Raw genomic sequence first — 25842 nt, 5'->3', positions numbered from 1 at the left:
GAACGTCCACATGCGACACTCACGACTGCGCGCGCTGGGGCTGCTGATGGCCGTGTTCGGCGTGGTGGCCTCCGCGGGCTGCACCGAGGCCATCTCCGCGGCGGACCGGAAGATCACGCTGACGGTCGACACGTTCGGCAAGTTCGGCTACGACGAGTTGTTCAAGCAGTACGAGAAAGACCACCCGAACATCACCATCAAGAGCCGGGTGGTGGAGAACCTCGACGTCTACTGGCCGAAACTCAACGTGTACCTCGCGGCGGGCAGCGGCGCCGGTGACGTCGTCGCGATGGAGGAGGGCGTCACGCCCTTCTACAAAGGACAGTCGGACAGCTTCGTGGACCTCGCCAGGTACGGCGCGAACGCCATGAAGGCCGACTTCCTGCCGTGGAAATGGGCGCAGGGCACCGTCGACAACGGCAAGGTCGTCGCGCTCGGCACGGACATCGGCGGCCTGGCGATGTGCTACCGCAAGGACCTGTTCGCCAAGGCGGGCCTGCCGACGGACCGCGACGCGGTGTCGAAGCTCTGGCCGACCTGGGAGGCGTTCCGTCAGACCGGCGTGCGGTTCAAGACGGCCAACACCGGCGCGGCGTTCGTCGACTCGCCCGACCAGATCCTCGCCGCCGCGTTGTCCCAGGCTGCCGCGGCGAACGACAACGTCACGTACTTCGACCACGACGACAAGCTCATCATCGAGACCAGCCCGGCGGTGAAGACCGCCTGGGCGGAGGCGACGGGCATGGTCGCGTCCGGGCTCAGCTCGAAGATCGAGACGTGGACGGACGCCTGGCACGCCGGTTTCCGCGACGGTACCTTCGCCACGACCGCCTGCCCCAGCTGGATGCTCGGCATCATCCAGGACGGCGGCGGCCCGCAGACCAAGGACAAGTGGGACGTGGCCGCGATCCCCGGCGGCGGCGGCAACTGGGGCGGCTCGTTCCTCTCGGTGCCCGTGCAGAGCAAGCACCCGCGGGAGGCCGCCGAGCTGGCGATGTTCCTCACCTCGCCGGCCAGCCACGTGGCCGCCTTCAAGGCGGTCGGCGCTCTGCCCTCGGACGTGAAGTCGCTGCAGGACCCGAACTTCCTGGCGATCACCAATCCGTACTTCGGCAACGCCCCGGTCGGCAAGATCTTCGGCGAGGGCGCCATGAAGATCCAGCCGATGTACGTGGCGGTGCGGCACCGGCCGGTCGCGGAGACCACGCAGGCGGCCCTCGACGCGTACGTCGCCGGGAAGATCACTGCCGACGCCGCCTGGCAGCAGGCCGTCGCCGCGGCAAAACGGAAGGCCATCTGAGCCGGCGCCGCAGCGTCACGGGTCACCTCCTGTGGACTCCGCGGCGCTGTGGGATTCTGGCTCGACACCGCCCGCTTCGCGTCCGCGTGGAGCGAGCCGTCCCGCCGCCGTACGAGTAGGCCCGCCCGAGGCCTCGGCGCGGCTACCGGTGTGCAGGCACACGGTCGTCGCGCTCACCAGGTCCAGACGACCGACCGGTGCAGCCGCCCTGGGGTCGCGCCCCGGGCGGCTGCGATCGATCGATGTCAGCCGAGCTGCCGGAACCAGGCGAGGGCCGCGGCCGTGCCGGCGATGTTCGCGCCGAGGTGCGCCGAGCCGTTGTACGGGTGCGTGCCGACGTCCACGACCGTGCCGGCGCGCAGGCGGGTGGCGCAGTAGGTGCTGTTGGCGACCGGCACCTGTTCGTCGGCGCGGTCCACGAGCAGCCGGGCGGGCGCGCGGATGCCGTCGCAGGACGCGTCGTGCACGGCCAGGGCGTCCGCGAACGGCCCCGACGGTGCCCGCAGCACCGCCAGACCCCGCGGGGTGAACAGTTCCTCGGGCGTGCCGGGCAGCGTCGCCGCCAGGTCCTCGCCGGTGTGCACGCCGTCGAACAGGGCCTCGACCTTCCCGGCGTACGGTGCGGCGAAGAACTCCTCGGGTCGCTGGTACAGGCCGTGCAGCCGGTTCCACGCCACGACCAGGTAGGCGGTGTAGCCGACGTTGTACGGCGGCGCCACCGTCCCGCCGATGAGGGCCGGCAGTTCCACCCGGCGGGCGTCGTACGCGCCGGCGATCGGCGCCAACGCCCCGAGGCGGAACCAGCCGTCGCCGCCGCGCTCCAGCGCCTGGCCGAGCGCGGTCGCGGCGCTGCCACCCTGCGAAAAGCCGGTCGCGTACACCTCGCGGCGCAGTGTGCGCCCCTGACCGGCGGCGACGGTCCGGGCGGCCCGCAGCAGGTCCAGCGACGCCGACGCCTCGGTCGTGACGTCGAGGAACGGGTGCGGCCCCGGCCCGAGCCCCATCCCGAGGTAGTCGGGCGCGACGGCGGCGAACCCGGCCGACGCGTACGTCAACGCCGGCGCCACCGCCCAGCCGTCCCGCCACATCGACGGCGCGTCGGTCCGGTTGAGCTCCGTGCCGTGCGCGTACGACACCACCCGCAGCTGCCGCTCACCGTTGCGCGGCAAGGCGAGCAGCCCGCTGGCCACCGTCGCCCGTTGTTGCGCGTCGACGGTGCGGTACAGCACCTGGTACACCTCGACGCCGTGCCGCACGCCGCCCGCGTCGAACTGCGCCGCGCCGAGCACGTCCCGCACCCCACCGGCGTTGAGCTCCCGCAGCGGCTGCACCGCCACGACCTCCCCACGCCGTCCGTCCCCGCCCCGTTCCGGCTGCGCCACGGCGGCCGCGGCGCTCGACGCGCCCACCACCAGCACCAGCCCGAGCACCATCGTGTGCCTGAGAAGTCTCATACCCGCGACGCTATGACTCCCAGCGACCGGCCTCGATCCGGTTGCCCGGCCTGTTCCCGGTAGTGCCACCCCCACCGCGACGGGGCGGCTATGGTGCTGGGGTGCTCGACAAGATCGAACTGCGGCTCCGGGCGACCGCTCCGGGTGAGCCGGCGCGCCTGCTGAGCCGCCGGCTGAGCTGGCGGGCCGAACACGGGATGTCGCGGTCGGCGCCGCTGCTGGAGCTCGTGGCGCGGCTCGCCGACCGGTTGCGGGGCGACGGGGTCGCCGTGACCAATCCGTCAGGCTCCTCGTTCTTCAGCGAGCTCGACGTGTACGACCTGTTCGTGGCCGAAGGCATCCCGTTCGAGCTGGACGTGCCGCGGCAGATCGAGCTGTCGGACTGGTTCGCCGACGACGGGCCCGGCCGGCGGCCGCTGCTCAGCCTCGGCACGCACCCGGTGTTCGAGGCCGAGTTCAGGAAGTCCTGCCTCTGGCTGCTCGGCGACCACCAGTTCGGCGCGGACGTCGGCGGGTTCCCGATCCACCCGAACCTCCTGGCTCGGGCGCTGTCGGTCCCCGGTGTCGCCGCGGCGCTCACGGCCGAGGTCGACGCGCTCACCGCTTCGCTCGGCGCCGCGCCAGTCGGTGAGGTGCAGCGCATCATGTACCGGCTGGGCACGCTGCGGAGCCCGGCCGGCTACGCCGCGTTCAGGCCGTTCCTGGAGCGGATCGCCGCCCTGGACGCGCCGGCCGCGTTGGCGCGGACGTTACGGTGCGGGCTCCCCGAGGAGCTGGTGTGGCCGCCGTACGAGCAGGCGTCCGCCGCGCTCGGCGCCGGGACCATGCGGACCGACCAGGAATGGCCGCTGCTCGCGATCCACGACGCCGGCACGGCGGTCGTGCTCGGCCCGTCCGGCGTCGTCGCCCGCCACGAGCTCGCGGTGCCCGCCCGCGACGGCATCGACGGGCAGTTCCGGCCGCGCTGCACCCTCCACGACGGACGCCTGCTCGTCAGCTGGCGGCAGAGCGGCGGCGAACGCGGCTACTGGGCCGACACGCCGGGCGTCGAGTTCGACGCCGACCTGGGTGGGCTGGTGCTCGGGCCGATGACCCGCCTGCCCGTGTCCGAGGACATCGTCCCCGGCGGCCGGTTCGAGCCGGTGCCCGGCGCAGGGCCGGTCCGCCTCCGCTGGCGCCGCGACCTGTGGCCGGACGCGCCCGCATTGTTCGGCGCCGCGGACGGCGTCACCGGCTGGGACGTCGTCGACACCGCCGGCGGCGCGGTCGTCCGCTCGGTGGACGGGCGTCAGGTGCCGCTGCCGCCGACGGTGCGAACGGCGACCATCATGGGTGTGCTCGCCCTGCCCGGCGGCGGCGACCGGCTGGTAACGGTCGACCAGTTCGGCGCCGTCACGGTCTGGGATCCGGCGACCGGCACCCCCGCGTACGGGCCTGCCAAGCCGGAAGGGCTGCCGCCGGCCGGCTGGTGGGACCTGCTGCGCCCGCGCGACCCGGCCGGCTCGGCGGCGCTGCGCACCGGCGGACCGGTCACCGCCGTCACCGACCCCGTCCTGGCCGCCGCGGTCGGACGGCAGGCCGCCATCGCCGCCACCCTCGCCACGACCGTCGAGCAGTACCGCGCGCTGCGGCACGAGCCGGCCCGCCCACCGGTCCCGGTGACGGCCGATGACATCACCATCGCCGACGCCCTGTCCGGCCTCACCCACGCTTCCCGGTTCACCGAGCACCGCCGCGGTTCGAGGACGTCGACGGTCCCCGAGTACAAACTGATGGGGTTCCTCGACGCACTGCCGGCGGCGCTGGACGGCGAGCGGCCACGCCCGTCCGCCGGCGTGGCCGGCTGGACCTGCGTGCTGGCGGGCCTCGGCGCCGTGGCGCTGCGCGCGGCCATGCCGACGACCCCACCGCCTGAGCGGGAGGCCCTCGCGGCGCTGCTGACCGCGCTCGCCGACGCCGGACTCGCCGACGGGTCCGCCGGCCTGTCGGTGCTCACCGTCGTCACCGACGGCCAGCTCAACGGCGAGCAGGCGGCCGGGCTCGGCATGAGGGCCGTCGCCGCGGAGAGCATCGGCGGCGGGTTCGACCGCTCCTGCTGGCGGCTCATCGTCCACGGCACGGTCCCTGACCGCCCCGACGTGCGGGTGGTGGAGCGGACCCCGCTCGGCGGCTGGGGCACCGCCGGCACGGTGCGCCGGTTCGTCGACCTGCTCGCCGAGCGCGGGCCGGTCACCTGGCGCCCCGAGTGGGCCGCGTCGTTCCCCGACCTCCCCAGCGAGCCGGCGACGGTCCTGCTCACCGGGGCGACGTACTGCGCCGCTTCGGACGAGGTCACCGCGCCGCCTTCATACCTGGAAGTGACGGGCCTGAGCGCGGCGGCCGCTCGTGCGGCATCTGACGCTATCTCAGCGCTGTCGAAGGGCCGGCTGCTCCACCTGCTCAACGCCGCGATGCCGCTGGACCCCGCGGCGCTGTGGGAGTCCGGCCCCGACACCGCCCGCCTCACGTCCGCGTGGCGTGAACCGTCCCCGCCGCCCTACGAGTTCCAACCCTGGCTGGAGTGACCAATGCCGACCACCCCGCCACCACCCGTCGACGTCACGGCGCTGGTACCGGCACTCGCGGCGTACGCGCGGCAGACGGTCCGCCTGCACCCGCGCCCCGGCGCCCCGACCGCCGCCGACAGCTCGCTCGGCGGCCCGCTCGCGTGGCCACTTGGCGAACCCTGGCCGTACTGCCACCCGGGCCGGTGGGACCACACCTTCGACGACGCCCCGCGGGAGCCCGTGCCGTTCGTCCCGGTCCTGCAGGTGTACGCCCGCGACGCGCCGCAGCTGCCGTACCCGCCGGGGACGGACCTGCTGCAGGTCACCTGGTGCCCGTTCGACCACAACCCGTACAGCGCGCCGATCCCACGCCTCGACTGGCGCGACAGCGCGGGATTCCACCAGCCGGCGGCGATCCCCGCGCCGCACCACGCCAGCCCCCGCACCACGGTGCCGGCCCCGTGCACCGTCAGCCCGGAGCCCGTTCTCGAGTACCCGAGCTGGGACCTGCCCCGCGACCTGTACTACGCCATCCGGTCGGCGACCCCGTACGACTTCGACGCAGAACTGTCCGTCGCCCCAGGCACGAAGCTGGGCGGCTACCCCAGCTGGTGCCAGCTGCCGGAGTGGCCGGCCTGCCCGGCGTGCGGCACCACGATGGAGCATCTGGCGACGGTGGCGAGCCTGGAGTGCGACCCGGGCGGGGAGCGCTGGCTGCCGGCCGGGTCCCGCCTTCGCCAGCCGTCGGGCCTGTTGCTGGGTGATGTCGGCAGCATCTTTCTGTTCACCTGTACCGCCTGCCCGCACCGCCCGTACGAGTCGGTCTTCCAGAACTCCTGAGGCTCGGCGCGGCCCCGTCCACGGAGGACGGGGCCGCGCCTTCTCACCCCGCGGCGGGCCTCAGTTGACGAATACCAGCGGGCTGCCGGCGACGGTGGTGTCCTTCACCGGGCCGTAGGCGGCGCTGAAGTAGCCGTTCGGGAAGCACGCGGACGGGCCTGAGAAGCGGTTGAACTTCTGGTTCGTGAACGTGATGGACTGGCCGACGTTGTTCGCCACGCCGACCACCTGGTTGAGGTCGGCGCGGTAGACGCAGGTGATGGTGCCGAGGCCCGACGTGAGCTTCATGGTCGTCTGGATCGGCAGTGTGGCGGTGCCGGTCACCTTGACCTGGTTGCTCGGCGGCGAGGTCACGGTGGTGGCGTACGGCAGATTGTTCACCACGATGCTCTGCACCGCGGTGACGGTCGGGATGCCCGTCGGTGTGCACGACGAGAAGTTCTGCAGGGTCAGCGACTCGCCGGCGGTGCCGGGAGCGGGCACGTTGCTCGTCACGGTGGCGCCGAAGTTCGACACCGTGCACGTGATGAAGCTGGAGCTGCCCGGCGTGCTGTAGAACGTGGCCGTGGTGCCGGTCTTCAGCGGCGCGGAGACCGCGTCGCCGTTGGCCACGTTGGGGCCGCCGACGCTGACAGTGGTCAGCACGTTGACGGTCGCGGCGTGCGCCGCGGCGGGGAGCAGCCCGGCCGCCAGGACCGCGGTGAGCGCGGCGGCGGACAGGGTCCAGAGCTTGCGCATGGAGGAGCCTTTCTCGTGCGGGTACCGCGGCCGTTCAGTGCGCGGACGCGGCGATGGCCTGCTTGAGGTCGCCGAGGCTCGAGTCGACGGCCAGTGACGTGTCCGTCTGGCTGAACACGACGGTGTTGCGTCCGGCCGCGGCGGGCAGGCCGAACACGGTGTTGATGACCCAGTCCAGCGAGCCGCCGATGCCGCAGCCGTTGGCCACCGGCACCCTGACGCTGTTGTCCACCAGCGTCGCGCCGGAGAACGACACGACGAAGGCGCCGAAGCCGTTCGGGTCCGAGGCGAGGTCGATGACGCCGGCGTCCCCGGTGATCGGGACGTTGGGCGGCGGCGGGCTGGTCGTGCCGGTGGTCGGGCCGAGCACGATCGGGCTGCTGTTCGAGCCGATGTAGCAGCGCAGCCCGAAGAGCGCGTTGAACAGGTGGAGCTTGATCGGCAGGCGGAACACCGGGGCGGGCTCGCCGGTGGCGAGCGGGATGAACTCGGTGATCGGACCGGCCAGCTCGACCTGGGCGAACGCGCTGGTGACGCCGGGCAGGAAGTTGGCCAGCCCCGGGATCGGGACCTGCAACGGCGACGACGTCAGCGTCTTGCCGTCGGCGGACGGCACGGTGCTGAACACGTTGGCGACGGTGCCGTCCGGGAACTCGACCGTCGGACCGCTCGCCGGCCAGTACACGCCGAACTGCAGCGTGATCGGCTGGGTGAGCGCGACCGTGGTGGAGCCGATCGTGACGCTGCCGCCGCGGGTCACCGAGATGACGCAGCCGACCTGCTGGTTGCCCGGGTCGGCGAGGACCGGGCTGGACAGCGGGCAGTTGCCCATCCCGGCGTAGATGCCGGTCGGCTTCGCGGCCGCCGCCGGTTGTGCACTTGCGGGGGTGCCGAAGACCGCGAGGATGCCGGCGGCCATCACCGCGGTCGCGGCGGACACACGTTTGGAGCGCATGGAACCTCCTGCTGGATTTCGGCGGGGTGTGACGAGTTGTAAACCCGTCGAGTATCTAACGTCAAGAATGCATTCGACGATGATCTGTCAACAGAGATCGAAAACCGCCGGAGTTTTCAACCCGTGAAATACGGGCGACCAGGGTTGACCTGATCAATACCCGCGAGTAACTTCCGGGTGACCGCCGTCCGTCGAGTGCGTGGAGGTCCCGCCATGACCCAATGCCGTTCAGATAGGCCGTGTGTTGAGGTCAGCGTGGTGAGCTGACGTCGATGGTGGTGGCCGGTACGGTGGCTGGCCGTGACGTCATCGGTGGCAGAGGCGGGACCGCGGGGTCGGCTGACCGACCATATCGAGTTGGGTGTGCTGTCGGCCCGGTTCGGTCGTGACCTCCTCGAAGAGGTCCTCAACCGGACCGGTCGGCGGGAGCAGCGGTCCCGGCGGCTGCCGGCGCACGTGATGATCCGGTATGTCATCGCGATGGGGTTGTTCTCGGCCGAGTCGTATGACGAGGTGATGCGCCGGCTGGTCGGGAATCTGCGCAGGCTCGGTTCCTGGAACGACGGATGGCAGGTCCCGGTGAAATCGGCGATCACCCAGGCGCGGCAGCGGCTCGGGCCGGAACCGGTGCAGGCGCTGTTCGAGCGGGCGGCGGTGCCTCTGGCGGGGCCGGGGACGAAAGGCGCCTGGCTGGGCCGGCGCAGGTTGATGGCGATCGACGCGACCAGTTTCGATGTCGCCGACACTCCGGACAATGTGGAACGGTTCGGTCGGATGGGGTCGGGGCCGAAAGCGTCGGCGTATCCGAAACTGCACGTCGCCGCCCTCGCGGAGTGCGGCAGTCACGCGGTGGTCGGTGCGGTGCTGGGCGGCTGCCGGACCGGGGAACGGACCCTGGCCGCCGGTCTGACCCGGACGGTCGGTCCCGGGATGCTGGTGATGGCCGATGCCGGCCTGTACTCCTACGAACTGTTCACCGCGTTCGCCGCGACCGGCGCGGACCTGGTCTGGCGGATCGGGGCATCGGTGTCGGTCGGGCACCTGCGCTGGCTGCCGGACGGCTCCTACCAGGCGCTGATCTACGCCCCCGGCCTGACCGCGGCCCGCCGGGCCCGGCTCGCCGAAGACGCCACCGCCGGCCGGGACATCCCACCCGCACTGGCACGACACGTCCGGGTGGTCGAGTACACGGTCCCGGACCGCAATCCCGACGGCGACCTGATTGTCGTGATCACCACCGTCACCGACCCCCACGACATCCCCGCCGTCGAACTGGCCGAGGCGTATCACCAGCGCTGGGAGGAGGAATCCGCCCTCGACGAGATCAAAACCGACCTGCGAGGGCCCGGCGGAATCCTCCGGTCGAAGACCCCGGACCTGGTCGAACAACAACTCTGGGGCCTCCTGCTGGCCCACTACGCCATCCGCGCGCTGCTGCTGGAGGCCGCCGACCCCGCCGGCTACGACCCCGACCGGATGTCATTCGTCAAAGGCCTCCGAGTCGTGCGCCGCCAGGTCACCGACCAGGCGGCTATCACCCCCTGAACACCTTTCCGCAGCCCTCGGCGACGCGCTCGACGAAATCCGGGCCCAACCCAACCCACCACGCCGCGAACGGACCTGCCCCCGCGTCATCAAACGCGCCCGGCACAACTCCTACCGCGTCAAACGACCAACCGACCGGACCACCCGCCACCCCGGACCACCAACACCACTACTGGCCTGCCCCGACGGCCTTATCTGAACGGCATTGCGCCATGACCCAGGCCGAAGATCAGGAAGAACAGCCGCAGGGAAAGACCCGCTGGCGCCGATTCGCATTGACGATGGGCATTTCGACGGCGGTTACCGCCGGGCTCGTGGTGCTCACCGGTCAAGGCGTCATCGCCGCGTCCTTCTCGGTGTCCGGGCTGCCGTTCGTGGTGACCGCGGACGAGCTGCAGGGCACGGGCTTCGAGCAGTACGCGGTGCTCGACACGATGGAGCCCGGCAGCCCCAACGAGGGCGACACCGGGGGTCAGCTGATCCTCATCGTCTCGGCGGTCGACAACGCCAAGCTGACCAACCTGTGCCAGAGCATCAACCTGGGCGGCACGAATCTGAAGCTGACCGCCGGCGACGCCCAGCACCCCGTGACCGCCACCAAGCTCATCGTCGACTCCGACCTCATCTCCGGCGACGCCAGCTTCACCTCGATCGACATCGGCCAGGACGCCAGCACGCTGACCCGCGTGCCCGGCGCCACCGGCGGGATCGGCATCTTCGGCCAGCAGGCCGAGACCGTGCGCATCCAGCACCTGCGGCAGAACAACTACGCCACCACGGCCGCCACCTTCATCCTGCCCAACCTGCACATGAGCTTCAGCGACGAGGGCTGCTGAGTTGCGCCGCTCCTTCCGCCGCTGGCGACGCAGCCGCCCCTTCTGGGGCGGCCTGTTCATCGTCGTCGCCGCCGTCGAGATCTTCCTGACGGTCAAGGCCCCGCTGCCGGTGGTGGTGCACATCGGCATGCAGGGCCTGGCCGGCTACCTCGTGCCCATCATCATGCTGCTGTGCGGGGTCCTGCTCTGGTTCAGCCCGGAGAACCGCACCTTCTACTCGATCCTGGCCCTGCTCATGGCCCTCGCCTCCTGGGTCACGTCCAACCTCGGCGGCTTCCTGATCGGCCTGCTCCTCGGCCTGCTCGGCGGCTCTCTCGCCTTCTCCTGGCAGCCGGTACCGCCGAGAAAGCCCGACCCGGACGCCATACCTGCCGAGTCCCGGCACGAGAACGACACACCGCTGGAGGCCGAACGCGCCGAACCGTAGCCGGCCAGTTCGATCGCCGGCTGCGACCTACCGGTGGTCCAGTTGGTACTGCACCACCGGCGGCATGAGACAGCACGATGCCGCAAACGCGTGGCCCGGCTGCGTCGACGACACCAACCAGCCCAGGCCGCGCACTTCGAACAGCCGACCTGGCTCCGCCCGGCCACCGACAACGAGATCGACCGCGATCCCGCCTGACGCGGCGATTCCCGCCAGCTCGACGGCCGCGTCGCGCAACGACATCCCCGCGTCCTCCGCCAACCGCACAGCAAAGATCAAGCTCGCGTGGCGAACCGGCCAGCCGCTGTCCCCGGCGAGCCGGTCAACGGCGAACGACCACACCGTCACACCGGGCGCAGCGGCCGGCCCGCCGAGATCGTCCGGCGATGCCCCACGCACCCGTGCCGGTAACCCTACCGTGACTGGGACCAGGCACGGGCGGCGTCCGGCACCTGCGGGTGCTGTGCTGCTCGCCGACTGCGCGGAGCTGCTGCCGTGACCGGCCAGGCCGCGATCCGGCCCATCGACGGTAGCCAGATCACCCCTGCGCCGGGGTCCTCGCCCGGGTGGCCGGCACCGTGCACACGCTGACGCAGGCGGTCGCGTCCGTGACGTATCTGCCGACCAACCCTCATCCTCGCTGTACGCGTCCACGACCGCCTCAGCGACCAACGCCTCCAACTTCACCCGGCGCAGAGAATCCACCGCGGCACAGTAGCCGAACCCCAACCATCCGGCAGCCGACCATCCATCGCATGCCGGACGCCGCTCGTCAGCTGGCAGCTGTCCGCCCGGTTCGGCCGCATGCGCAGAGCAGGTCAGGCAAGCAGGTTCTTGTGAATGTGTCCGTTCTTGATGACGACACAGAGGTTCTCCTCCGGGTTCTGGACCACCTCGATGTGTTCGGTCGGGTCACCGTCGAAGATCAGCAAATCCGCCCAGGCGCCTTCCTCGATGACGCCTAGCTTCGCTTCGTTGTATGGGTTCCGCCGGCCGCTGAGCGCGAACAACTCGCAGTTGCTCGACGTCGCGATTCTCAGGGTTTCTCTGGCGCCGAACACCTCGGCGAACCTCGCCAGCATGTCCAGCTGCATGGTGGTCGCGTCGGGTTGGAAGAGTAGGTCAGTACCGAATGCGACCTTCGTGCCGTGGTTCACGGCCCACCTGGCGACCCTGTCCCAGTGGCTCGTCGGCTCGGCCTTGGTTTCCTGCTCTGGCGTCAACGGGTTGTCTCCGGGCTGGAACGGCTGCAGACTCAGCCACACGCGACGGGCGGCCATGAGCGCGACGGTGTCTTCGTCCAGCAGATGGCCGTGCTCGATGGACAGGACGCCGGTGTCGATTGCCCGGCGGACGCCCTTCACGGTGTAGACGTGCGCGGCGACATAGGTGCCCCAGTCGCTGGCGACCTGCACGGCGGCACGGATCTCATCAGGCGTGAACTGCAGCGTGTCTATCGGGTCGGAAGCAGAAATGACACCACCCCCGAGGGCGAGCTTGATCTGACTCGCACCCGCCTTGAGTTGTGCGCGAACCGCAGCAATGACCTCGGATACCCCATTCGCCACAGTGAACGCGCCGATCTCCTCGTACCGGGACGGGGTACCGCCGATCTCCACCGGGCGCCCGTATGGCGGGCCGAAATCGCCGTGACCGCCGGTTTGAGAGATGAGGGCGCCGCTGGGATATACGCGTGGGCCTGGGATCACCCCCTTGTCGATCGCAGCCTTGAGGCCGAACGTCGGCCCTCCCGTGTCCCGGACTGCTGTGAATCCGCGCAGCAGTGTTCGATTCGCCTCGGCGACGGCCGCGGCATACATCAGTCCGGTGTCGGTGCCGACCATCGTGTCCATGGTGTTCGGGGCGAATACCATGTGCCAGTGGGCGTCGGTCAGACCGGGTGTGAGTACCCGGCCACCACCGTCGATCACCTTGGCGCCAGTCGGCGCGGCGACCGGTCGCGATGAGATCTGTGCGATCTTGCTACCGGCGATGAGCACATGACCTTGGCGTATCTCACCGCGCGTGCCGTCGAAGATGTGGACGCCGGTGATCAAGACCGTAGCGTTATCGGCCACTGCATGTCCTCCCCCTGCCACGACAGTTGGCTGTTGACGGCTTGCTGGGCGTCCCAGGCCCTAGAGTCCAGTTCAACGGGCGCGACCGGAATGGCGCACGAGTTGCTGGCACACCTCCGACGATGACCTCAGCGAAAAGGGGAGCCGTGCCTAATCCTACTGAGAGCGGCCACGCCGAGCATGGCCCGGACGTGGTGCGCTCGGCGGTGGAGCTTGCGTCTCGCGTCGGGTCGGTTCTGCTGTCGAGCGGTGCGGCGGCGTCGGAAGTCGCGCAGGCCATGCTGGACGTGGCGGGCGCCGCCGGAGTCGACCAGGTCAGCGTCGATGTCAACTACACCGCCTTGCTCATCACCCATCACCCTTCCGATGGCGCCCCCTACGTCCACGTCGAAACCATCCCCGGGCGCACCTTCAACTACGGCCGGCAGACCGACATGCTTCGGGTCGTGGAACGGTTCGCCAGCGGTGAACTCACGCTTGACGACGCGCACCGGGAATCCGCCCGCGCCGGTGACTCGCCCGGACGATTCCCCTGGTGGCTGAGCCGAGCGGCTGCCGGCGCCGCTGGCGCCAGCGCCGCCGGCATCTTTGGCGGGGATTGGCTCGTTATGGTGATCGCGTTCGCGGCGAACGTCCTGCTCGACTACCTGTTCGCCCTGCTCGGTCGGCACCAGTGGCCAATCTTCTTCCGGCAGGTGATCGCCGGATTCCTCGGCGTGTGCAGCGCTCTCCTTCTGCACGCGATCGAGCCTGACAGCGACCCGTCGATCGTCGTCATCGCTGTAATCATCGTGATGCTGGCCGGGATGACGACGACGGGCGGTGTGCAAGATGCGATCACCGGCTGGTACCTGACCGGGGTCGGACGCATGTTCGAGGCGATCACCAACACCATCGGCCTCATTGTCGGCGTCGCGGCCGGCCTGCTCCTCGCCCACCGCGTCGACGTCGACCTCGCGATCCGCAGCGACATCTCAATGAAGGCGCTGCAACTGTGGGCCATGCTCGTCGCGGCCGCGTTTGTCGCCATCGCTTTCAGCGTCGTCGCGCAAAACCCACCACGGGTGATTCTGCCAACCGCATTGCTGTCCTCAGCCGCCTACGCCGTGGACACGACGGCCACGCGCGCCGGCTACGGGGCGGTCTGGTCAGCAGCAGCAGCAGCGTTCGTAGCCGGCGCGGTCAGCGTCTTCTACGGACAGTGGCTCCGCGCCCCAGCAACCGCACTGGCAACATGCGCCATCCTGGCGATGCTTCCCGGCGTCCAGCTCTACCAGGGCATGCTTGACGCCCCCCGGCAGCTCGGCTCGCTCCTCACCGCCGGTGGCACCGCGCTCGCACTCGGCGGCGGCATCATCCTCGGCGAATACCTGGCAACCCTGCTATCCCGCGCCCTGCACCTGCCCACAAGTCGCTTCTACACCCCACTCTTCGCGGACCCAGCGAGCTTGCAGGCGAGCAGGCAAGAAACCTGACGCCGTACAGGCCGCCTACATGTACGTCGGCTGCCACCGACACGCTGAGGTCACCCCGTACGGTGCGCAGATCAACTTCGACGTGCTCGGGTACGACTCGGAGCGGCTGCGGCTATTGGAGAGGGTCGCCTTCTTGCCGAACGGGTCCAGGAGCACACCCGCACCCACCATCACTTCGGCTTGCTGGGCCGCCTGCCGTGGCGGCGAAGGCTGAAGGAGGCGGATGTCCGACCTCACGAGACCTCGCTGAACGAGTTCCTGGACGTTGACAGCGAGCGGCGCGAGTCCGAGCTCGTGAACGGTGTGCCCGGCACATACGCGGAATGGCCGCGGGAGCTGCTGCTGCGGTGGCGCCGGGCGCTCGCCCAGCTGCGTCTCGTCCGGTCGGTGACGCGGCAGCAGGGCAAGGAGCCGCCGATGCTGGCGGCCGAGTTGGCGTGGGTTGACGATCGGTGGTTCGAGCTCACGATCGACGGCGACTCCGGGACTGCGTTCTTCCTTCAGACGCCGGGGCCCGCGCGCAGGTGAGCTGCGTCCGTCATCGGCCGACCGCCGATGACGGACTCCATTGTCGTACCGCTGGCGTCGTCAGTGCGTGTTGACGGGCAGTTCGGTGAGCAGTTGTTCGACGCGGGCCTTGATTTCGTCGCGGATGGGACGGACGGCTTCGATGCCTTGGCCGGCGGGGTCGTCGAGTTTCCAGTCGAGGTAGCGCTTGCCGGGGAAGACGGGGCAGACGTCGCCGCAGCCCATGGTGATGAGGACGTCGGAGGATTCGGCGGTTTCGTAGTCGAGTTTGCGTGGGGTGTTGGCGGTGATGTCGATGCCGACCTCGCGCATGGCTTCGACGGCGACGGGGTTGACCTGGTCGGCGGGTTCGCTGCCGGCGGAGCGGACTTCGACGGTGTCGCCGGCGAGGTGGCACAGCCAGCCGGCGGCCATCTGGGAGCGGCCGGCGTTGTGGACGCACACGAACAGGACGGTGGGCTTGTCGCTCATCTGCTGGTTCCTCCGAGGGTTCAGGAGCGGACGGACCGGTCGTCGGGGTGGGCGACGACGACGTCACCGGCAGCGCTGCCGACGGACGGGTAGAGCGCGAGGAGCAGCCCGACGCCCACGACGAGGCCGATGAGTTGGGCGGCGATGAACCCCGGTACGGATGCGAAGGCGATGCCGGCGAAGGTGTCGGTGAACGCGCGCCCGATCGTCACGGCCGGGTTGGCGAACGACGTGGACGACGTGAACCAGTAGGCGGCGCCGATGTACGCGCCGACCGCCGCGGGTGCCGCAGCCGTCCGGCCGGACCGGGCGAGGGCGAAGATGAGCAGCAGCAGGCCGGCGGTGGCGACGATCTCACCGAGCCACAGGTCGCCGCCGCTGCGGTCCTTGTCGGCGAAGTCGACTGCGGGCAGCCTGAACATCAGGTCCGCCAGTACCGCCCCGGCGATCGCCCCGGCGACCTGGGCCACGACATAGCCGGCAAGGTCCCGGCCGGAGAGCCCGGTGCCGGTGCGGCGGCCCAGGAACCAGTCCGCGGCGGACACAACGGGGTTGAAGTGAGCGCCGGAGACGGGGCCGAAGGTCAGGATGAGCGCGCCGAGCGCGAAGGCGGTGGCGACGGAGTTCTCCAGCAGTTGCAGGCCGATGTCGTCGCTGAGCCGGGTGGCCATGATGCCGGAGCCGACGACGGCGGTGACGAGCAGTGCGGTGCCGAGGAACTCGGCGAGCAGCCGCCGCCACAAGGTGGGGTTCACGAGCTTAGGGTCCTGTCTGGTCAGGCGGGGATGGCGAGCTGGTCGAGCAGGGCGCGGACGCGGCGTTCGAGCTCGTCGCGGATCGGGCGGACGGCGGTCACGTCGAGGCCGGCGGGGTCGTCGACGTCCCAGTTCTCGTAGCGGGTGCCGGGGAAGACGGGGCAGGCGTCGCCGCAGCCCATGGTGACCACGACGGTGGCGGCGCGGACGATCTCGTCGGTCCACGGCTTCGGGTACTCGCCGGTGATGTCGATCCCGCGCTCGGCCATCGCTGCCACGGCAGCCGGGTTGATCTCTCGCCCGGGCTCTGAACCGCCGGACCAGGCGACCGCGCGGTCGCCGGCGAGGTGGGTGAAGAACCCGAGGGCCATCTGGGAGCGGCCGGCGTTGTGAGTACACAGGAACAGCACGACGGTTTTGCCGTCGTGGTGGTGGCCTTCGACGCGGGCGAGGGCGTGCAGGCGCTGGCGGGTGAAGCGTTCGGCGAGCAGCGGCAGGAAGTTCGGCACGCTGGACAGGGTGGCGAACTGCTCGTAGCTGGTGTGCAGGAACCGTTCGATGGTCTCGGCGCCGTAGGTGCCGTCGAACTCCCGGGCAAGGCGGGTCGCGGCGGTGCGCAGCGCGAGCTGCTGGTCGACGGACAGGTCCGGGTGGTAGTAGGCGGTCGCGTCAGTCATGGCGGGCTCCGGAGCGTTGCGTGGGTGCGGAGTGCACGGCGGGGGCGAGGCGGTCGATCCGTGCAGCGAGGTCGGTGAAGGCGGCCTCGAACGCGGCGTCGGTGTCCGCGGGTGCAGGGACCGACCAATGCAGCCGGGGCCGGACGCCAGCGGTGAGGTCCTCGTGGGCGTTGTCGCAGACGGCGACGACCAGATCGGCGTCGGTGACCACGTCGGCGACGTGGGCGGTGCCGGTCGCGTCGATGATCAGGCCGTGGCGGCGGGCGACGGCGACGGCGCGGGGGTGGACCCTGTCCGCGGGCTGGGTTCCCGCCGACGCCGCCGGGATGTCGGCCCGGTCCGCCCAGAGGGCGGCGGCCAGCTGCGAGCGGGCCGAGTTGTGTGTGCAGACGAACACGACCCGCGGCACGTCGCGCAGGGGCGGTGGCGTGAGGGAGGCGAGTGCGTCGGGTTCGAGGCGCAGGTAGGTGCGGCGGCGGTCGCCTTCGGAGCGGGTCCGAGCGAGCAGGCCGGCGTCCTGCAGGACCTTGACGTGGTGGGCGACGAGGTTCGTCGGCAGGTCCAGGGCGCGGGCGATCTCGCCGGGCGAGGCGTCGCCGAGGGTGAGCGTGTCGACGATGGCCAGGCGCGCCGGGTCACCGAGGGCGGCGTGGATCCGGGCGCGCCGCTGCACCGAAGAAAGCTCAGTGTTCATTGACTCAATGATGAGTGAGGTATTGGGATTCGGTCAAATGAACAGCAGGTGCCGACCTGCGCCGCTGCCCGTGGAAGTGGCTGCGGCGCGGTCATAGCATCAGCGGTATGAGGTCGCCCGTGCCGGACCGGATCGATGCCTACCTCGACGCGGCGACGGATGGGCTGCCGGCTGGACGGCGGGCACGGGCGGCGATCCGTGCAGAGCTGGCCGATGGTCTGGCTTGCGTGGTCGACGCGCGCATCGCGCGCGGCGCCGCGCCGCGCCGGAGGCGACCGCAGCGGCCGTGGCCGAGTTCGGCCCGCCCGCCGTGCTCGCCCGCGCGTTCGCCCGGGAGTTGCTCGCCGAGTCGGCTCACCGCACGGGCGTGTGCCCGCTCGTCGGCGGCCCGTTCGTCGGGGCGCTCTGGGTCCTCGTCGCGCCGGATACGGGGTCGTTGTGGCCGGATCGCGTCCAGGTGGCGCTGAATGCCGCCCCGCCTACCCGTTATCCTCGCCCTCGTCGTCCCGGCCGCGGTCGTCACGGTCGCCGTCGGCGGCCGCTTCGGGCGTCACCTACGGCTGCCGGGTCACACCGCCGCGCAGGTCGCGATCGGCGGCTGTGTCGCCGGCGACGTCCTGCTCCTGGCTGCGCTGCTGAACTCCGCTCACGTCGGGTGGGCGGCCTCGGCCGCTGGCGCGGCGAGTGCGGCGCGGCTCGTCGCGGCGGCGCTGGCCGGTCGCCGGCTGGTGCGGCTGCGCGCGGCTGCGAACTGATCCCGGCCGTGAACCGGCGCAGCGCCCACGGGATCACCACGACTGCGACGGTGGCGGGCGGCAGCCAGTAGGCCATGTGGCAGCCGGTCCCACAGCGGGAGCTGCGGGCCGTTGTCGACGTAGAACCGGTCGGCAGCGCCGCGAACGAGCCGCCCATCCCGACCTCATGCCGCGCCGGCCGGCCGTGGCCGAACCCACCGCCGTCAGCCCCGCTACGACGTGCAGCACCAGGATCCCGACGAACGCCGGCCCCGCATTCGGGATCTCCAATCCGAGCACCCGCATGGTCACCATCTCACGGAGGTAACACCGCTACATGTAGCTGCATTACTACTGCTGACCGGCGCGGCAAGTAGGGGTATTCCGCAACCAGCTCACCCGCCGCATCGGCCGCGATCAGATCGTTACCGCCAGCCCCTGCGACGCCGCCTGAACGTTCACGCCGGCCGCCGCGCCGAACCTGGTCAGCTCAGCGGACCTCGGCGTCGCCCCGGTCCGCGCGGATCGCATCACCCGGGCCGCCTCGCGTCGCCGCCGCACGCAGTGCGGCACGGATCTGCTCACCGGTCGGTGGGCGCAGCACACACGCGGCCGGGCCGTGCGGGTCGGCGCCGGTGACGTCACGCCCGTCGACGAGCACTGACGGCGACGGGTAGTCCCCGACCCGCTCGAGCACCGTCACCGGCAGGCCGGCCTCCACCAGGCACGCGCGCAACAGGTCCCGCGTGGCGTTCAGGTTCGGGCAGTCCGGCACCGCGCGCAGCTCCACGATCACCCCACAAGTGTCAACCCTGTACCAACAAGATCGCCCAACTCGCCGCCATCCAGGCGGCGCTGGAACAGCTCGTCGCCACCTGCAGCCCTGCCCCGACCGGCTTTGCCCGCTTCTCGAACCCCTCGACTCAACCCCGCCAGACTGACAACCTACGGTTGTCCCGGCACGTTCGACTCTTCTGGTTGTCGAATGGACGCCGTGTCGTTCCAGCAGTTCCTCGAGCACGCGCTGGCTAAGCGGTCGTCAGTGGCCCTGCCGGCGTGAGCGGCTGGTGAAGGACTGCCGGCGCGGGCGAGGATGCCGGCGACTGCGGCCAGGGACGCCCCGCCGATCGTGACCAGGACCGGCGTGTAGCCGCTGGCGGTGGTGTACAGGGCGGCGGCGCCGAGCGGTGCGCCGGCCTTGGCGAGCGCGACCGGAGTGTTGAGCGTACCGGCGATGCTGGCGTAGGCGGTGGTGCCGTACCGGTCGGCGAGCAGGCTCGGGGTGGCGAGGCTGGCCACGCCGAACCCGATGCCGAACCCTGTCACGGCGACGACGGCACCGAGGCGGGTACCGCCGATGAACGGCAGGCTGATCGCGGCGGCGGCCTGGACGGCGAAGATGCCGGCGACGACGGTGTGCAGCGGGAAGCGGCGCCGTGTGGCGGTGAGCAGCAGCCGGCCGGTGACGGACAGCACGCCGAGGAGCCCGGCGACGGTGGCGGCGAACGTGGCCGGGTGGCCGACGGTGACGAGGAACCCGACGAGGTGCACGGTCATGGCGCTCATCGCGGCGCCGTGGGCGACGAACGCCACGGCGAGGCACCAGAACCGTGTGTCGCGGACCGACGCGCGTACCTCGGCGCGCCGGGTCGCGGGCGTCGACCGGTGCACGGTTGCGCCATGCGAGGGGCGGCGGATGACCATCGCGTGCAACGGCACCGCGACGGCGGTGTAGAGCAACGCGAGGACGAGCAGGGTGGTCCGCCAGCCGTACCGATCCTCAAGCAGACCGGTGAGGGGCATGAAGATGGTGCTGGCGAACCCGGCCACGACGATCATGCCGAGGAGCGCTCTGGTACGCCGGGCCGGGTCGAACCAGGCGACGATGACGGCGGTCGCCGGTTCGTACAGCGCCATGGCCATCGCGGCGCCGAGTGCGGCGAACACGGCGTACAGCTGCCACAGCGCCTGGACCTGGGACCAGGCGATGAGCAGCAGCGCCCCGGCGGCCGAACCCGCGGTCATGAGCGCGCGGCCGCCGTGCCGGTCCAGCCACCGCCCGACCGGCATCGCCATCGCGGCGGAGGCGAGCAGGGCCGTGGTCAGCGCGCCGGTCACGGCGGCCGTGGAGGTGTGCAGGTCGGCCGCGATGGGGTGCAGCAGGACGGGGAACGTGTAGTAGAGGCAGCCGTAGCCGGCGGTCTGGGTGGCGGCGAAGACCGCGACGATCCGCCAGCCGTGAAACCCCCGACGACCGCCGCCAGTGTCAGAGGCAGCGGGCGCCGGGGTGCGGGTGACAGTCATCAGCCGCAGCAGCCGCTTTGCTGGTCGGACTGCCCGGTCGCCGTGATCAGGGTCAGCGGGGTGGACAGCAGGCCGCCCGAGATACCCGTGGCCAGGCCACGCCCGGCCGGCACAAGAGCCGGGTTCTCTGCGGGGGCGCCGCAGCAGCCGCCGCTGCCCTCGATCGTGGTGGCCTCGAGCGGGGCGTTGCTGTTGCAGACACCGGTCTCCGGCAGGTCCAACTGGACGTCGCGGGCCGCGGTCCAGTCCCCCGCGAGGGCAGCGACAACCGAGCGGGCCTGCTCATAGCCCGTGGCGAGCAGGAACGTGGGCGCCCGGCCGTAGGACTTCACGCCGACGGCGTAGTACCCGGGCTCGGGGTGGGTGAGCTCGTCGACGCCGTGCGGCGGCACGGTGCCGCACGAGTGCTCGTTCGGGTCGATCAGCGGCGCCAACGACCGGGTCGAGCCGAGCACCGGGTCGAGGTCCAGCCGCAGCTCGGAGATGAAGCCGTGGTCAGGCCGGAACCCGGTGGCGGCAACGATCCGGTCGGCGGTGATGTCGCTCGTACCGTCGGACAGCCGCACCCGGTCGCCTTCCACAGCGACCGCCTGGACCGAGAACCCGGCCACGAGCTCGACGGTGCCTGCGTCGACGTGTTCGCGCAGCCGGGAGCCGATCGCGCCGCGGGCGGGCAGCGCGTCGGCCGCGCCGCCACCGTAGGTGCGGGCCGGGTCCTGCGCACGGATCGCCCAGGCCACGCTCGTGCCTGGTTCCTGTCCGGCGAGTTCGGCGAGGGACAGCAGCGTGTTCGCTGCGGAGTGCCCGGCTCCGACGACCACCGTGCGCCTGCCGGCGAACCGGTCCCGGTCGGTGCCGAGGACGTCCGGCAGCGCCTGCTCGACGAACCCGGCCGCCGCCCGCTCGCCCCGCGCCGGGATGCCGGAGGCGCCGAGGACGTTCGGGGTGGTCCAGGTGCCGGAGGCGTCGATGACGGCACGGGCGAGGATGTCGTCGCCGTCGGTGAGCCGGACCAGGAACGGTGCCTGGTCGCGGCCGGCGGTGCGGATCCGGTCGAGGCCGAGGCGCGTGACGGCCTCGACCCGGGCGCCGTAGCGGACGTGCGGCTTGAGGGCGGGCAGGTCGGCGAGGGGTTGGAGGTAGTCGTCGGTGAGCTGGGCGCCGGTGGGCAGGAGCTCAGGGTCGGGTTCGATCCAGCCGGCGTCGAGCAGGAGGCGGCGGGCGGCGGCGTCGACGTTGTACCGCCACGGGGAGAACAGCCGCACGTGCCCCCACTGCCGCACGGCGGCGCCCGGGCCGTCGCCGGCTTCCAGGACGAGGAACGGCAGGTCCCGTTCGGCGAGATGGGCGGCGGCGGCGAGACCGACGGGTCCGCCCCCGATGACGACAACTGGCAACGTGTTCACGGTATGGCTCCTGTCTTGAGAAATGTCGAAATATGTGGGCGCAGTCCGGCGCTGCCGGATATGCGAGAGGGGTCAGGTGATGTGCGGGCTGCGGCGTTCGATGAATGCCACGTCGCGCCAGCGGTTGCCTTGTGGCGCGTGCCGGGCGACGCGTTCCCGGACGCCGACGGTGCGGAACCCGGCGGCGTGGTGCAGGGCGAGGCTGGCGGTGTTCTCCGGGAAGACCCCGGACTGGATGGTCCAGATCCCGGCCGCCTCGGTGGAGGCGATGAGCGCTTGGAGCAGCGCCCGCCCGACGCCGCGGCCTTGTGCGGCCGGGTCGACGTACACGGAGTGCTCGACCACACCTTCGTACACCGCCCGCGCCGAGACGCGGGAGACCGCGACCCAGCCGAGCACCGTGCCGGTGCCGTCGACGGCGACGAACCGGTGCTCGGGGAGCTTGCCCGCGTCGAAGGTGGCCCAGTCGGGGGCGGTGGGCTCGAAGCTGGCGTTGCCGCCGTCGATGCCGGCCTGGTAGATCGCCAGCACGTGGTCTGCGTCGCCGGCGGTCATCGCCCGGATCGCCACCGTCGCGCGGGCGGGCGCGGTGGTCATGCGCAGTCTCCGATCGGGGTGGGCGCCGGTCGGCCCATGACGACGTCGGCGGCGGACGGGAAGCAGCCGATGCAGGCTTGGTTGATGCGGTAGTGCCGGGCGTTGCCGACCGCCTCGACGAGGACGAACCGGACCTCGGTGAGGATCTTCAGGTGCTGCGAGACCGTCGACTGTGCCAGGCCGACCGCCTTGACGAGGTCGCCGACGCTCATCGGCCGTCCCTGCCGCGCCAGGTACTCCACGATCTGCACCCGTGACGGGTCCGCGAGGGCCCGGAACCACGACGCGTACGTCTCCGCGGTTGCCCGGTCGAGCAGTTCGGTCACCATCCACCACCGTTATCGTTTATCGCCGATCTACGATGAAACTGTAGTCGACGGTGTGCCGATGAGCCATCCCGTCGCAGCCGCGAGCCTGGCCACCGCGGTGAGCGTGGCCGTTTCGACGCGGTCGGCGGTGTCAGCCGGGCTGTGGTAACCGGCCATCCCAGCCCCGATGCCAACGGCGGCGAGTCCCGCGGCGGCGTAGCGGCGGTTGTCCGAGGCGACCGGCCCGGCCGCGAGGGGCAGCCCGGTGTGCCGGCCGGCCTGGTCGAGCGCCGCCAGGAGCCCGTGCGCCGGCCCGCCGGCCTCGACCGCGGCGGCGTCGTTGAGGTGTCCCGCACCGTCCACGTTGACGACAAGGGGCGCCGCCCCGGCCTGGCGCAGTTGCGCGGCGTGGTGGGCGGAGCCGAGCGCGCCGGCCTCCTCGCCGTCCAGCAGCGCCACCGACAGCCCGATGCCGTCCGGCAGGGCCGCCGCGAGCACTCGGGCGGCCTCGAGGACGACGGCGACGCCGCTGCCGTTGTCGGCCGCGGCCGGCTGCCGCAGCCCCGGATGGTCGCCGACCCCGTCGTAGTGCGCGGTCAGCAGCAGGTCCGGCCGCCCGGCCGCGGCGGCGCGCCAGCGAGCGTGGACGTTGACGGCCGGGACGTCCAAGCGGCGGATCGGCGTGTTCGCCGCGAACCAGCCATCGGCCCCAACGGCCGCGTGCGTATCGGTGTCCAGGGTGAGGATCGGCAATGGACCGGGGTTCGGCCCGGCGAGCATCGTGTACTGCCAACCGTCCGCGTCCACGCCCCGCCCGAGCAGCAGCCCGAGCGCGCCGTGCGCGTGACCGTAGGCGTCGAACAGGGTCATCCCCGCCGGGACCAGCAGCCACCGGCCGGTCGGGTCGCCCGCTCCGGCGACGGCGAGGTCGCCGCGGCGGACCAGCGGCTGGTCGGCCGATGCCAGGTGCACGGCCACGTCACGGCCGAAGGCAAGGTGACGGGTCGCGGTGCCGTCGTGCCACTGGACGGTCGGCACGGTGTAGACCTCGGGCACGTGCGGGACGGTGAACGGCTCGAACGTCACCGCCGCCCCGAGATCGTCGAGGTGCTGCGCGAGCCAGGCGCGGGCGGCGGCTCCGCCGGCCGTGCCGACCCGCCGCCCGGCGAACGGACCGTCGGCCAGGGTGGCGACGGTCGCGGTCATCCGCTCACCGGACACCGCCTCCAGGAGTTCGCCGAGCGCGTCGAGCGCGGAGGCCGGCAGGCCGGTGGTGCTCATCCGCAGCAGCCCGTGCCAGAAGCGACCGCTCCGGTCTTCGCCGCCGTGCCGCAGCAGGCACCCTCGGTCTCCGCCTCGGCCGTCGTGCCGCAGCACGGACCGCTCGCAGCAGCCGGCTCGGCCGCTTCGGGCAGGGTGAGAGTGGCCCGCGGCGGGTTCCCGCAACAGCCGCTGGTCCCCGCCACCGTGAGCGCCGCCGCCGGGTCGCCGGCGAAACCACCCTGGGCGGGGGGCTGGGTCTGAATGTCGGACATGGTCATGCTCCTTCAACGATCGATGGACGTGCTCGACGGACGGGGGTGAGCGGGGAGGTGCTCAGCGCAGCGGAACCCGGGAGCGGGCCTGCGCGACGGTGTGCTCGTGACGGCGGCGGGCGCGCTCATCGGCGGTGGTGACCTCGGCGCAGCTGTCGCAGAACCGCACACCCGACGGCCGCATGGCGCGGCGGCGAAACCTGAACATGATCGTAGCTCCCTGTTTGGACACTGGTCGAACTAGACGTTTGTCGAATCAGAGAGTTGCACGCTGTTTCGAGATCTGTCAACCTAGAGGCATGTCAAAGCAAGCCGGGCTGCTCACCCTCACCGACCTCAACGCCGCCGACGCCCCGTGCTGCCCGCCGATCGCACAGCACCGCATCCCCGCCGAGACCGCGGCCGTCCTCGCCCCCGCGTTCAAGGCCCTCGGCGACCCGGTCCGGCTCCAGCTCATGTCGATGATCGCCTCGGCGGACGGCGGGGAGATCTGCGTATGCGACCTCACCCCAGCGTTCGAGCTCTCCGGCCCGACGATCTCCCACCACCTGAAAACCCTGCGCGAAGCGGGACTCGTCGCCGCCGAACGGCGCGGCACCTGGGTCTACTACCGGGCCCGTCCCGGCATCATGCGCCAGCTCGCCGCCCTGCTCACGGTTGCTGAACCGACCGCCTAGGAGGCGGGCCCACGCTCGATCCACGCCGTCGACGCGGCCCGCCCGCCGGTCCCGCCGTACGCGACACCGCCCACCACGAACCCGAGCGCCCGGACGTCGTCGGCGGCGTCGGCACGGTCCGTCCCGCCGGCCGGGGCGTACCTGCTCACCAGCAGCCGCCCACCCGGCTCGACCAATACGTCCAAGGCGTGACGGAGCAGACCTGCCCGATGCGCCGGCGGCACCAGCTCCAACAACACGTGGACGTACGTGAACCGCCGGCCGCCGGCAGGCACGTAGTCGATGGCGTTGCCGACCTCGATCCGGTCCGCCCACTGCGGCAGGCGGTCTCGCGCCGCCGCGACCAGATTCGCGCCGAGATCCACCCCGTACGGCTCGACACGCAGCCCCCGCTCGGCCGCCCACCGATACACCGACTCCATCAACAGCCCGTTGGCGCAGCCGACGTCCAGGAAGGTCCCGTCCCGGTCGACGCCGTCCAGGATCATCTCCCGGTTGCCGCGCCAGTCCTCCGCCGTCCCGCCGAACCCGGAACCCGCCTGCGGAGTCTCCCCACGCAGGTACGCGGCCTCCATCAGCCGGATCCCGCCCGCGTACCAGTCGGCGTCCTGCATCGAGGCGAACGCCGCCGCCGCGTCGCGCACCGCCCGCGCCTCCAACGGCCAGCCCTGCCGCTGCAACGCGTCGGCAAGGACGTCCGGCGCCTCGATGACGAGATCGACCGTCGCGTGCGGACGGCTGCCCGTGTACCGGTCGCCGGTGAGCCACCCATAGTAACAACCTGATTGAGTCCTCTTCATCAATATCGATGCCCGCCGAACCGCCGCGGGTTCACACGGGGAAGAGTGACTGATGAGGTTTCACGCGTAGCGGCGCGTTCAAGCCCGCCTGATCGCCTTTCGTAACACCGCGCGTCTGCGTGCGGTGTTCGCTGCCGCGTGCGCTTCTCGCGTGCGATGCCG

28 protein-coding genes are annotated in these 25842 nt (G+C 71.4%); 10 read left to right on the top strand and 18 right to left on the bottom strand.

Annotated elements, in window-relative coordinates; translation table 11 throughout:
- Positions 1–10 precede the first annotated feature (10 nt).
- Positions 11–1300, top strand: a complete 1290-nt coding sequence (locus tag ACQEVZ_RS03370; RefSeq protein ID WP_433361124.1) for an ABC transporter substrate-binding protein — start codon at positions 11–13, stop codon at positions 1298–1300.
- Positions 1301–1545: 245 nt separating this feature from the next.
- On the opposite strand, the gene ACQEVZ_RS03365 is transcribed toward ACQEVZ_RS03370, so the two are convergent.
- The gene (locus tag ACQEVZ_RS03365) at positions 1546–2754 is read right to left on the bottom strand and encodes an alpha/beta hydrolase family protein (RefSeq protein ID WP_433361121.1); all 1209 of its coding nucleotides are present in this window, start codon (positions 2752–2754) and stop codon (positions 1546–1548) included.
- A gap of 101 nt (positions 2755–2855) precedes the next feature.
- Here ACQEVZ_RS03365 and ACQEVZ_RS03360 point away from each other — a divergent pair, with 101 nt between their 5' ends.
- Positions 2856–5318 carry a hypothetical protein gene (locus ACQEVZ_RS03360; protein WP_433361118.1) on the top strand — a complete coding sequence of 821 codons (2463 nt, stop codon included), beginning with the start codon at positions 2856–2858 and terminating at the stop codon, positions 5316–5318.
- Positions 5319–5321: 3 nt separating this feature from the next.
- Complete coding sequence (locus ACQEVZ_RS03355) at positions 5322–6140, top strand: hypothetical protein (protein WP_433361115.1); 819 nt, start codon at positions 5322–5324, stop codon at positions 6138–6140.
- 60 nt (positions 6141–6200) lie between these two features.
- Here the strand turns inward: ACQEVZ_RS03355 and ACQEVZ_RS03350 are convergent, their stop codons facing one another.
- Together ACQEVZ_RS03350 and ACQEVZ_RS03345 are read right to left on the bottom strand one after the other, a co-directional pair.
- Entirely contained in the window at positions 6201–6878 is a 678-nt protein-coding gene (locus ACQEVZ_RS03350) for a Tat pathway signal sequence domain protein (protein ID WP_344505513.1), read from the bottom strand.
- Positions 6879–6912: 34 nt separating this feature from the next.
- A complete protein-coding gene (locus tag ACQEVZ_RS03345; RefSeq protein ID WP_344505512.1) occupies positions 6913–7833 on the bottom strand; it encodes a hypothetical protein in 921 nt (306 codons plus the stop codon).
- A 294-nt stretch (positions 7834–8127) separates the two neighbouring features.
- Between ACQEVZ_RS03345 and ACQEVZ_RS03340 the strand changes: the two genes are divergently transcribed.
- The 3 genes from ACQEVZ_RS03340 (at position 8128) to ACQEVZ_RS03330 (ending at position 10641) form a co-directional block, all read left to right on the top strand.
- Positions 8128–9378 (top strand): IS4 family transposase, encoded by a 1251-nt coding sequence (locus ACQEVZ_RS03340; RefSeq protein ID WP_433376599.1) that lies wholly within the window; start codon positions 8128–8130, stop codon positions 9376–9378.
- A gap of 281 nt (positions 9379–9659) precedes the next feature.
- The gene (locus ACQEVZ_RS03335; RefSeq protein ID WP_433361111.1) at positions 9660–10214 is read left to right on the top strand and encodes a DUF6230 family protein; all 555 of its coding nucleotides are present in this window, start codon (positions 9660–9662) and stop codon (positions 10212–10214) included.
- A gap of 1 nt (position 10215) precedes the next feature.
- Positions 10216–10641: a DUF6114 domain-containing protein gene (locus tag ACQEVZ_RS03330; protein ID WP_433361108.1), complete on the top strand. Its 426-nt coding sequence runs from the start codon at positions 10216–10218 to the stop codon at positions 10639–10641.
- Positions 10642–10668: 27 nt separating this feature from the next.
- Here the strand turns inward: ACQEVZ_RS03330 and ACQEVZ_RS03325 are convergent, their stop codons facing one another.
- Positions 10669–10983: a hypothetical protein gene (locus tag ACQEVZ_RS03325; protein WP_433361105.1), complete on the bottom strand. Its 315-nt coding sequence runs from the start codon at positions 10981–10983 to the stop codon at positions 10669–10671.
- Positions 10984–11459: 476 nt separating this feature from the next.
- The gene (locus ACQEVZ_RS03320) at positions 11460–12698 is read right to left on the bottom strand and encodes an amidohydrolase family protein (RefSeq protein ID WP_433361100.1); all 1239 of its coding nucleotides are present in this window, start codon (positions 12696–12698) and stop codon (positions 11460–11462) included.
- A 212-nt stretch (positions 12699–12910) separates the two neighbouring features.
- On the opposite strand from ACQEVZ_RS03320, the gene ACQEVZ_RS03315 reads away from it, so the two are divergent.
- Both ACQEVZ_RS03315 and ACQEVZ_RS03310 read left to right on the top strand, forming a co-directional pair.
- A complete protein-coding gene (locus ACQEVZ_RS03315; RefSeq protein WP_433361097.1) occupies positions 12911–14194 on the top strand; it encodes a threonine/serine ThrE exporter family protein in 1284 nt (427 codons plus the stop codon).
- 180 nt (positions 14195–14374) lie between these two features.
- Positions 14375–14722, top strand: coding sequence for a hypothetical protein (locus ACQEVZ_RS03310; protein WP_433361094.1), 348 nt, complete (start codon positions 14375–14377; stop codon positions 14720–14722).
- Positions 14723–14782: 60 nt separating this feature from the next.
- Here the strand turns inward: ACQEVZ_RS03310 and ACQEVZ_RS03305 are convergent, their stop codons facing one another.
- The 4 genes from ACQEVZ_RS03305 to ACQEVZ_RS03290 are packed head-to-tail and all read right to left on the bottom strand — an operon-like array spanning position 14783 to position 17319.
- Complete coding sequence (locus tag ACQEVZ_RS03305) at positions 14783–15193, bottom strand: arsenate reductase ArsC (RefSeq protein ID WP_433361091.1); 411 nt, start codon at positions 15191–15193, stop codon at positions 14783–14785.
- 20 nt (positions 15194–15213) lie between these two features.
- On the bottom strand, positions 15214–15948 hold the full coding sequence (locus ACQEVZ_RS03300; RefSeq protein ID WP_433361088.1) for an MIP/aquaporin family protein: 735 nt from the start codon (positions 15946–15948) through the stop codon (positions 15214–15216).
- Between the two features lie 20 nt (positions 15949–15968).
- A complete protein-coding gene (locus ACQEVZ_RS03295; RefSeq protein WP_433361085.1) occupies positions 15969–16625 on the bottom strand; it encodes an arsenate reductase ArsC in 657 nt (218 codons plus the stop codon).
- A complete protein-coding gene (locus ACQEVZ_RS03290) occupies positions 16618–17319 on the bottom strand; it encodes a helix-turn-helix domain-containing protein (RefSeq protein WP_433361080.1) in 702 nt (233 codons plus the stop codon). The genes ACQEVZ_RS03295 and ACQEVZ_RS03290 overlap by 8 nt, the downstream gene beginning before the upstream one ends.
- Before the next feature lie 467 nt (positions 17320–17786).
- On the opposite strand from ACQEVZ_RS03290, the gene ACQEVZ_RS03285 reads away from it, so the two are divergent.
- Positions 17787–18074, top strand: coding sequence for a hypothetical protein (locus ACQEVZ_RS03285; protein ID WP_433361077.1), 288 nt, complete (start codon positions 17787–17789; stop codon positions 18072–18074).
- 469 nt (positions 18075–18543) lie between these two features.
- On the opposite strand, the gene ACQEVZ_RS03280 is transcribed toward ACQEVZ_RS03285, so the two are convergent.
- From ACQEVZ_RS03280 to ACQEVZ_RS03245, 8 genes are all read right to left on the bottom strand, one after another.
- Entirely contained in the window at positions 18544–18849 is a 306-nt protein-coding gene (locus ACQEVZ_RS03280) for a hypothetical protein (RefSeq protein WP_433361074.1), read from the bottom strand.
- A 149-nt stretch (positions 18850–18998) separates the two neighbouring features.
- A complete protein-coding gene (locus ACQEVZ_RS03275) occupies positions 18999–20357 on the bottom strand; it encodes an MFS transporter (RefSeq protein WP_433361071.1) in 1359 nt (452 codons plus the stop codon).
- The gene (locus ACQEVZ_RS03270) at positions 20357–21763 is read right to left on the bottom strand and encodes an NAD(P)-binding domain-containing protein (RefSeq protein ID WP_433361068.1); all 1407 of its coding nucleotides are present in this window, start codon (positions 21761–21763) and stop codon (positions 20357–20359) included. Before ACQEVZ_RS03270 ends, ACQEVZ_RS03275 begins: the two co-directional genes overlap by 1 nt.
- A 72-nt stretch (positions 21764–21835) precedes the next feature.
- Positions 21836–22360, bottom strand: coding sequence for an N-acetyltransferase family protein (locus ACQEVZ_RS03265; protein WP_433361065.1), 525 nt, complete (start codon positions 22358–22360; stop codon positions 21836–21838).
- Positions 22357–22689 carry an ArsR/SmtB family transcription factor gene (locus ACQEVZ_RS03260; RefSeq protein WP_433361062.1) on the bottom strand — a complete coding sequence of 111 codons (333 nt, stop codon included), beginning with the start codon at positions 22687–22689 and terminating at the stop codon, positions 22357–22359. Before ACQEVZ_RS03260 ends, ACQEVZ_RS03265 begins: the two co-directional genes overlap by 4 nt.
- A 27-nt stretch (positions 22690–22716) precedes the next feature.
- Entirely contained in the window at positions 22717–23949 is a 1233-nt protein-coding gene (locus tag ACQEVZ_RS03255) for a M28 family metallopeptidase (protein WP_433361059.1), read from the bottom strand.
- Positions 23946–24203, bottom strand: coding sequence for a hypothetical protein (locus tag ACQEVZ_RS03250; protein WP_433361056.1), 258 nt, complete (start codon positions 24201–24203; stop codon positions 23946–23948). Before ACQEVZ_RS03250 ends, ACQEVZ_RS03255 begins: the two co-directional genes overlap by 4 nt.
- A gap of 61 nt (positions 24204–24264) precedes the next feature.
- The gene (locus ACQEVZ_RS03245) at positions 24265–24411 is read right to left on the bottom strand and encodes a hypothetical protein (RefSeq protein WP_433361053.1); all 147 of its coding nucleotides are present in this window, start codon (positions 24409–24411) and stop codon (positions 24265–24267) included.
- A 91-nt stretch (positions 24412–24502) separates the two neighbouring features.
- On the opposite strand from ACQEVZ_RS03245, the gene ACQEVZ_RS03240 reads away from it, so the two are divergent.
- Positions 24503–24880, top strand: coding sequence for an ArsR/SmtB family transcription factor (locus ACQEVZ_RS03240; RefSeq protein WP_433361050.1), 378 nt, complete (start codon positions 24503–24505; stop codon positions 24878–24880).
- Here ACQEVZ_RS03240 and ACQEVZ_RS03235 read toward each other — a convergent pair.
- A complete protein-coding gene (locus ACQEVZ_RS03235) occupies positions 24877–25680 on the bottom strand; it encodes a class I SAM-dependent methyltransferase (RefSeq protein WP_433361047.1) in 804 nt (267 codons plus the stop codon). The genes ACQEVZ_RS03240 and ACQEVZ_RS03235 overlap by 4 nt on opposite strands.
- Positions 25681–25842 lie beyond the last annotated feature (162 nt).

It is taken from the genome of Dactylosporangium sp. CA-152071 (assembly GCF_050936335.1).
Taxonomy (GTDB): domain Bacteria; phylum Actinomycetota; class Actinomycetes; order Mycobacteriales; family Micromonosporaceae; genus Dactylosporangium; species Dactylosporangium maewongense.
The sequence above is the reverse complement of the archived record's forward strand: the minus strand, read 5'-3'. Positions and strand labels throughout refer to the sequence as shown.